The sequence below is a fragment of the bacterium genome, assembly GCA_040757115.1.
Classification (GTDB): Bacteria; UBA9089; CG2-30-40-21; order CG2-30-40-21; family SBAY01; genus JBFLXS01.
Genome location: JBFLYA010000152.1, coordinates 1 through 8984 on the forward strand (window position 1 = coordinate 1; position 8984 = coordinate 8984).

The window sequence follows — 8984 nt, forward strand, 5'->3', positions numbered from 1 at the left end:
ATTCTGGAGTAAATGGGGTTGTGGAGTGGAATTGTCGGAATTCAGCTGGTGAAAAGGTTGCCAGTGAAATCTACATCTATTTCATCAGAGATGATAAAAGTTCAAAAACAGGTAAATTGGGAGTGATGCGATAAATTTCGTTGTAACTATTCAGCCACAGAGGCACAAAGACACAGAGATGTTTAAGATGAAAGATTTCAATGAGATAACCAGAGAAAATCCTCGGATGTGCGATAGAAGTATATAAGCAAATTCCTCTTGTTAAAAGATGGCATCAAAAGGTATATCTTATAAAATGCTCTGTGTCTCTGTGTCTCTGTGGCAAATCTTCATACCTCTGAATAGTTACATTTCGTTTATCGTCTATCGTTTAAAACTATAAGTAACTATTCAGCCACTGATTAACACGGATTAGCACGGATAAATACAAAGGTCAAAAGACAGAAGTCAGAGGCGGGTGTTCCCCGCTGGCGGGGGTTAGGGGTGGAAATTTCCTCCACTGGCAGAGAATCAAGAAGGATAGAAAATAAAAGTTAGAAGGAGAGAACCCTTCAGCCTTCAGCCTAATTACGGACACGGAAAACGGACACGATTTACGAATTTTCAGTGTTTCATCCGTATCCATCTGTGGCTGAATAGTTACGATTTGGTTTATAATTCTTCGTGTCCTTCGTGGTTTTAAAAGATGTGAGGAAGGTTAATCTAACCGCACAGGTGGAAAATTTTTATGATTTTGTCCTAATCGAGCAGATTTTCGATACTAATTTTTGGATTTTTTTCAAAAGAGCCGAATTTTTTGTTGACACAAGGATAAAATTTGTGGTAAAATATCCTCACAATGGGCACAAATGGCTATAATACCCAAAACACTCAAAAAGCAATTTCCTATCAGTTAAAAGGTGCAGTACTGATTGTTACTCTCTGGATATTAGCTATCTTAACCCTATTGGCTATCTCTTTTGCACATCGAATGAGGGTAGAGGTAAAATTGACCAGATTTCAGGTCGATTCATTAAGGGCATTATATTTAGCTAAAGCAGGGATTAATCATGCTATGGCAGAATTGAAAAAGGATGCTAATGAATACGACAGCCTTAATGAAGAGTGGAATCTAAAAAAAGAGGTGGGATTAGGAAAAGGAAGGTTTATCTGTCAGATAAGTGATGAGGAACGGAAGATTAATCTGAATTGTGGCACCAGAACTGTTCTGGAGAAATTGCGCGGGTTGAATGTGAATGAGGGAATAGTCTCCTGCTTGATTGACTGGCGTGATGTAGATGATAAGGAAGAATACTGTGGAGCGGAGGATAAGTATTATCAAAGTATTGGTAAGAGCTACCACTGTAAAAATAACCCTTTTCAATCAATAGAAGAATTACTCTTAGTCAGAGAGGTCACTTCAGAAATACTTTATGGTGAGGATATGAATAATAATGGCATTTTAGATCCTAATGAGAACGATGGAGATGCCTCTTTTCCTAATGATGATATGGATGGAGAGTTGGATTTTGGAATCAGTAGATATGTTACCGTCTACTCTACCGGTATGGTTAATTTTAACACCGCTGAGGTAGAAGTATTAGAATGTCTACCATTCCTGGATAAAGAATTAGCTCAGGGAATTGTGGATTATCGGGATCAAAGGGAGTGGAAATATGATGAGAATGAGTGTCCTTTCCCAAATTTTAAGGCACTAATGAATGTCGATGAGGTAAAGAATAAATATGACATCTATAAAGATAAAGATACACCTGAAGGTAAAAAAATGCAGGAAGAATATAAACAGTTGGAGCAAGATTATTTTACTCCAAAATCTCGTAATTTTAAAATTACAGCTACTGGTATAGTAGATAAAGTGATAAGAAGGGTTACTGTAATTTTCGATAGGGAAACTGAGAAGATGAAGTATTATCGGGAAGATTAAGGACGCTATTTTAGAGAAGGCTTAGATGTACAGAGAAGTTTCTTTTTCCCATTTGACAAATTATTTAGTGTCTATGCTACACTATAACTACACAAAAATTACTTTTACGAGGAGGTTGAGGTAAGATGAGTAAAAAAGCATTAAGTGGTTTGATGATCGGGTTAATAGTAGGAGCTTTTACTTGGGTTTATGCTATGGAAGAAGAGCCTAAAGAGATTGTAAGGGAAGAAGTAGATAAAAGCACTCCCGCGCCAGAGCAGAAGGAAGAAGAGAAAAAAAGTCCTCTATGGGGTATAAGTGCAGAAAAGATAAAGGTGGAAAAAATTGTTCAGTTGACTACAGATGGAGGGGTTGAATCAATTCAATTTTCTCCTGATGGTAAGAAGATTGTAATATCAGGTAGAGGTGAAACATGGATAATGGATGCTGATGGGAAGAATAAGGGGACACTCTCTAAGAATGCACTCCCTAATTGGATTGGCAAGCAAGTATCCGGAAGTCCACTTTATTCTCTTTCCTCACCAGATGGAACTAAAATTATTGAACTGTCTCATGACAAGTCACATAAGTATTGGGAGGCTTCACCATATAGATTAGGGAAAATAAAGAATTTGACTACGGGTAAAGAAATTATATTCCCAACTAAAATGTATTCGAGTATGATTCAATGGTCGCCAGATGGACAAAAAATTTATTATAATGCCCCTGGTGCTTACAGTTATATCATTGATGTTAATGGGACTATTTTAACCCGTTTTTATCATGATGGAGAGTTTGTTTGGGCACCAGATAGTATTAAAGTTGCATATAGTGATATGGAGATTGAAGGAGACCTAGGAGATTTGGTGGGTTCGGAGATTTATGTGATGAATGCCAAAGGTACTGGTAAGATTCAATTAACTAAGACCCCTGGTAAGACGGGAATTGAGGTATCTCCTGTCTGGTCTCCTGATGCAAGTAAGATTTTATATAGACGAGAATATGATGGAAATTATTTTGTCTTAATATTAGGTGTTAAGGAGGTTGAAGAATAATAATGACAAATCCAAAACTAAGGGTTATTTTTATAATAGGTTTTCTGCTTCTATTTAGTCCTCCATCATCTCTATTTGCTGGTCTTCTAACAGGCAAGAGATTTTGTATCGACCCTGGACATGGTGGGACGAAAGCAGATGTCCCTCAAGGGGTAAACTATAATTTAGGTGCAGGTGGCTATAATGGCTCTGCATGGCCTGATGAAAAGGATCTCGTTCTTGATTGTAGCAAATGCCTATGGCTCCTCTTGAAGGAAACAGATGCCACTGAAGTAAGATTGACAAGGATAGAAGATGTATATACCTCTTATCATAGAAGAGTTACAGTAGCCAATGGGACTCCAACTGGTACACCAGCAGTCGATATGTTTATCTCTGTCCATCACAATGGGGTTAGTAACACCGAGAGTAATTATACCCAGACAAATTATGACCCCTCTCCTGGTACATGTAGCACAAATGGTACTAAAAATCATGAGTTAGCTGTATATACGGTTAATGAGTTGGATTCTCTACTTCGCATAGGTAAGTACAAAAGTAATGATGGAACATTAGCCCGAAAATGGGGTAAAAATGGGGTGTATGTTTTACATCATATCACAATGGTAGGTGAATTAACAGAGGCTTCATTCATTAGTTGCCGTACCGAATAGAACAAATTAGTCACTTCTAACAATGAATTTATTGATTACAATGAGAATGACCATTGTGATCGTGAGGAGTACATGTCCTATGCTATTCTACTTGGTATTTTAGATTATTATGACAAGTCTCATCCAGTAGTTCATACACCTGTAACTACAGCCAATGTAAATCAAGCAATAACTATTACGGCTGAAGTGATAGACTTTGCTACAGTTACTTTATGCTATCGAACTTCACCCGGAGGGACCCACACATTTACAAAAGTGCCTATGGTTAAAGGGGCAGAGACTACGTGGTCAGCAACTATTCCAGCCTCAGCAGTAACCTTATCTGGAGTAGAATATTACATTGCAGTAACTGAGGAATATCTTCAGACTTCAGCTCCATATTTGATAACCGTACTCTCTCCACAGGATGGAGCTACACTCAATACACCAAGACCAACCTTTGATTGGAGTGATTCACCCTATACCTCAAAATACACAATACAGGTAGCCACATCCACTACCTTTACTAATCCTGTGATTAACGCTACTATTACAACTTCATCATATACTCCCAATCTTGACCTTTCTACTAATACAACCTACTACTGGAAGGTGTATACTTCTCATTCAGATAGAATTAGTACCTGGACTTTACCATGGAGTTTTATGATAGGTCCCCCTCCAACTTCTCCACCTACAATTGTAAGTACAGCTCCAGTTGATGAAGCTCAAAATGTCCCAGTAGACACAAAAATCGTTGTCACCTTCAGTCTTCCTATGAATAAAGCTGATACAGTAGCGGCCTTCTCCATTTCCCCTATGGATATCAGATTAATAAATCCAACTTGGAGTGATAATGATACTGTCGTAACTTTTGATTTAAGCGATAAATTAAAGATGAATACAACTTATAGAGTAACAATTACTACTATAGCAAAAAGTGCAAATAACGTTTCGTTAGTACAGAATTATAATTGGACATTTACCACTATTCAGAGATGTTGGAGTGAGGATATAAGATTGACTAATACATCAGGTTACTCCCAATATCCTGCAATTGCTGTAGAGGATAAAAACGTCCATGTTGTCTGGATTGATAAGCGTACTGGAAGTTGGGAAATTTATTACAAGAAAAGTATGGATGGTGGAAATACGTGGGAAGCTGATGAAGAATTGACTAATTTCCCAGACACCCCTATGCCTGCGATTCCTCTTAGAGATCCTCGTATTGTTGTAGAGAATAATAATATTCATCTTGTCTGGAGTGAAGATAGAGATGGAAATTGGAAGACTGAAATTTATTATAAGAGAAGTACCGATGGTGGGAATACATGGGAACCTGAGAAAAAATTAACTAATACTCCAAAAGAATGTGAAGCCCCTACTATTGACATAGATAATGGAAATGTTCATATAATCTGGGAGGATGATCGAGATGGTGCTTCTCAACTTTATTATAGAAGAAGTACTGATAACGGATTCAGTTGGAACTCTGAGACACGATTGCCTAATGTTAGCTATGGACATGATCCCGTGGTTATTGCAAAAGATAATGTTGTTCATGTGCTCTGGAATGATTTTTTCTATCCTAATCACGCAATTTGTTATATGAAAAGTATTGACGGAGGACAGAGTTGGGGTTCTAGAGTAATGTTAGCCAGTTACAAAGGAGACATGTGGACACATGATATGGCTATAAATGGTAATAATATTCATGTGGTTTGGATACAAGACTATTTTATAGAATATCACCGGCAGTGGGCAATATATTATACAATGAGTACAGATGGTGGAAATAGTTGGAAAAATAATGTAATCCTGAAAGATTCAGGAAATTATGACGACTCTGTCATAACAGATACATCTACAGGTGATATTTATCTAGCTTATAAAAGTTATGAGGATGAAGAAAGTTATATTTATTATATAAAAAGTATGGATAACGGAGTTACATGGGAAGATGCTATAAAGTTAAGTACTGGCTATTCACCTCAAATAATTTCAGATAATAATGATGTACATATAGTTTGGGATGACAATCGTGAGGAAGATTGGGAAATCTATTATAAATCCTATACTTCAGGTTTTGATGTTCCTCCAATTACTCCAACAGATTTAAATTTCGAAGCAGGATATGGAATTGTACGCTTAAGTTGGACGCCTAATCCAGAAACTGATATAGCTAAATACAATATCTATAGAGATGATACCAAAATAGGAAGTGTTACTATTCCATTTTATCAGGATACCAATGTAGTCAGTGGCAAAACCTACATATACACTATAACTGCTGTAGACAATGCTGGTAATGAAAGCAGCCCACAGCTTCCTAATACTCTGAATCCCCCACTTATAGTTCAGGTTCCATCACCTATTCCATTAACTGTTAATCCAGCTATTGATAGTACCCCCAGTTATTCACCGGATGAGTCTACAATAATCTTTTATACTGACCGTAATGGAACAGGGGATATTTATGGAATGAATTCTGATGGAAGTAATTTAATAGGTATTATGGAAGACTCATATAATAATTATTCTCCTGATTGTTCTCCTGGTGGAGATATGCTTGCTTTTGTCTCTAATAGAAGTGGGAATGATGACATCTGGGTATTGAAGAATTTAAATAAAGTTATACAAGGAAATTCACCTGAATTAGTTCCATTAGATGTGGGTGGACAGGGTTGTGATTCTCCAAAATGGTCACCTGATGGTAAAATGATAGCTTTTAATCATACTACAGGAGAAAAGAAACATATTTTTGTAGTAACGAATGTCCAGGATATAATTTCAGGTGATGCTACTACTGCTATAGTAAAACAAGTGACCGATGAAATTGGTGATGATTCAAAACCAATGTGGTCACCTGATGGAGCTATGATTGCTTATACTTCCAAAAGAAATCTTAATAATTCGGATGTCTATGTAGTTAAGAATGTGTTAGATGTTATCTACAATGCAGAACCTATTTTAGCTCAATTAACTAATGATTCATCAGAGGATATGGGATGTGGATTTTCACCTGATGGAGAGAGATTTGCGTTAGCTTCAGAAAGAGGTAATAATGGAAAACTTAATACCTGGATAATTAATAATGTTCAAGAGGTAATAACTGAAGGCCCACAGGTAGCAAGTATGTCTTATCTTTTTCCATCTCATGCAAATGAAACTGTTACCTGGTTTCCAGATGGGACTAAACTGTTAGTAACCTCAGACAAAGAAGGGAATTTAGATATCTATGTAGCGGATTATTTATCTGACAATTCAGCCTTTCCAGTAGCTAACATAACTTCACCTATTTCAAATCAACAAGTAAGAGGAGAAGTAATAATCAAAGGCACAGCAGAGGATAATGTAAGTGTGGATGGCGGAACCATCCTGTCAAAGTTAGTTTCATATACCCTTGAGTATGGAGAATGTCCGGCACCGGATAGTTGGGTAGAAATTATTACTTCTACTACCCCTGTGACCAATGGCACCTTAGCTGTCTGGGATACCAGCGGGCTTTTAGATGGGATTTATACCATAAGGTTAACGGCTACTGATGGGGAAGATAGTAATGTGGAGAGGGTAACTATTAAAATTGATAATGCACCTCCAATTATAACTAACCCACAAGTTACACCAGATACTGTAAGTATAGGTGAACAAGTAAAATTTACTGCCCAAGTAACTGATGAATTTAGTGGAGTAAAATCTGTTACAATTAACCTTACTCCTATTGATGGCTCAGCCAATCAACTGATGTTTGACGATGGAACATACGGGGATGAAATAGCCAATGATGGAGTTTATACTTATAAAACTACAATACCAGACTCTGTCTCAGTTGGAATAAAGGATTTGGTTATCACTGCTGAGGATAATGTCTCTAATATCAATAAAGCAACTATTTCCCTACAGGTAATAAATCCTAAGATAACATCAGTTAATCCTACCTCAGGCACTATTGGAACAGAGGTTACACTGAAAGGTGAAGGCTATCTTGCCACAGAAGAAGTCCGTATTGACTTTGGCACTACACGGTCTATTGGGGTTGTGCAAATAAACCAGGCAGGTAGTTTTACGGCTACCTTTACTGTAGATACCCAACCAGGAGGTACCATTACTGTTACTGCGAGAGGTAAAGATTACACTGACTTCACCTGGTTTAAAATATTTGGTCGGATAACTTTGGTCAGTCCGCAGCAAGGCACAGTTGGGACACGGATAGAGGTTATGGGTGATGGATTTGCTGCCAATGAGCGGATAGAGATAGACTTTGGGACTAACCCTACGATAACAGTAACCTCAAGTGATAATGCCGGCAGGTTCTGGACAGTATTTACTGCCGATACCCAGCCGGGATGTGGCACAATAACCGTCAGTGCCAGAGGTAAAGATTGTGTGGCATACAGCTGGTTCCGAATGATTGGTCGGATAACTTTGGTCAGTCCCCAACAAGGCACCGTTGGCCCACGGATAGAGGTTATGGGTGATGGATTTGGTGCAAGTGAGCTGATATACATTGACTTTGGGACTAACCCTACCATAGCAGTAACCTGGAGTGATAATGTCGGCAGGTTCTGGGCAGTATTTACAGCGGATACCCAGCCAGGATGTGGCACAATCACCATTAGTGCCAAAGGCAAAGATTGTGTGGCATATAGCTGGTTCCGAATGATTGGTCGGATAACTTATGTAAGTCCCCAGCAAGGCACAGTTGGGACACGGATAGAGGTTATGGGTGATGGCTTTGCAGCCAATGAGCGGATAGAGATAGATTTTGGGACTAATCCGACGATAGCAGTAGCCTCAAGTGATAATGCCGGCAGGTTCTGGGCAGTATTTACTGCCGATACCCAGCCAGGATGTGGCACAATAACCGTCAGTGCGAAAGGAAAAGATTGTGTGGCCTACAGCTGGTTCAGGATGCTGGGCAGGATAACCGCTGTCAGTCCACAGCAAGGCACTATTGGAACAGCAGTAACCGTTAGAGGTGATGGATTTGCGGCAAGTGAGTTAATCTATATCGACTTTGGGACTAACCCGACGATAGCGGTAATCTTAAGTGATGGACTGGGTCGGTTCACTGCTGTATTTACCGCAGACACCCAGCCAGGTTGTGGCACAATAACCGTTAGTGCGAAGGGGAAGGATTGCGTGGCATACAGCTGGTTCAGGATGCTGGGTAGGATAACCGCTGTCAGTCCACAGCAGGGCACTATTGGAACAGCAGTAACCGTTAGAGGTGATGGATTTGCGGCAAGTGAGTTAATCTATATCGGCTTTGGGACCAATCCAACAATAACAACGACCATAAGTGATTATCTTGGCAGATTCATCGCCGTATTTACCGCAGATACACAGCCAGGATGCGGGACAATAACCGTGAGTGCGAAAGGGAGAGATTGT

Annotated in this window: 4 protein-coding genes; all 4 read left to right on the plus strand. The window is 38.9% G+C overall.

Annotation, left to right across the window (positions count from 1 at the left end; all coding sequences use genetic code 11):
- Window positions 1-838: 838 nt before the first annotated feature.
- On the plus strand, window positions 839-1924 hold the full coding sequence (locus AB1422_12925; GenBank protein MEW6620215.1) for a helix-hairpin-helix domain-containing protein: 1086 nt from the start codon (window positions 839-841) through the stop codon (window positions 1922-1924).
- Between the two features lie 125 nt (window positions 1925-2049).
- Window positions 2050-2958 carry a hypothetical protein gene (locus AB1422_12930; protein MEW6620216.1) on the plus strand — a complete coding sequence of 303 codons (909 nt, stop codon included), beginning with the start codon at window positions 2050-2052 and terminating at the stop codon, window positions 2956-2958.
- A gap of 2 nt (window positions 2959-2960) precedes the next feature.
- Window positions 2961-3611 (plus strand): N-acetylmuramoyl-L-alanine amidase, encoded by a 651-nt coding sequence (locus tag AB1422_12935; GenBank protein ID MEW6620217.1) that lies wholly within the window; start codon window positions 2961-2963, stop codon window positions 3609-3611.
- Between the two features lie 72 nt (window positions 3612-3683).
- Window positions 3684-8984 (plus strand): Ig-like domain-containing protein (locus AB1422_12940; GenBank protein MEW6620218.1); only part of this gene is annotated, 5301 nt, incomplete at its 3' end.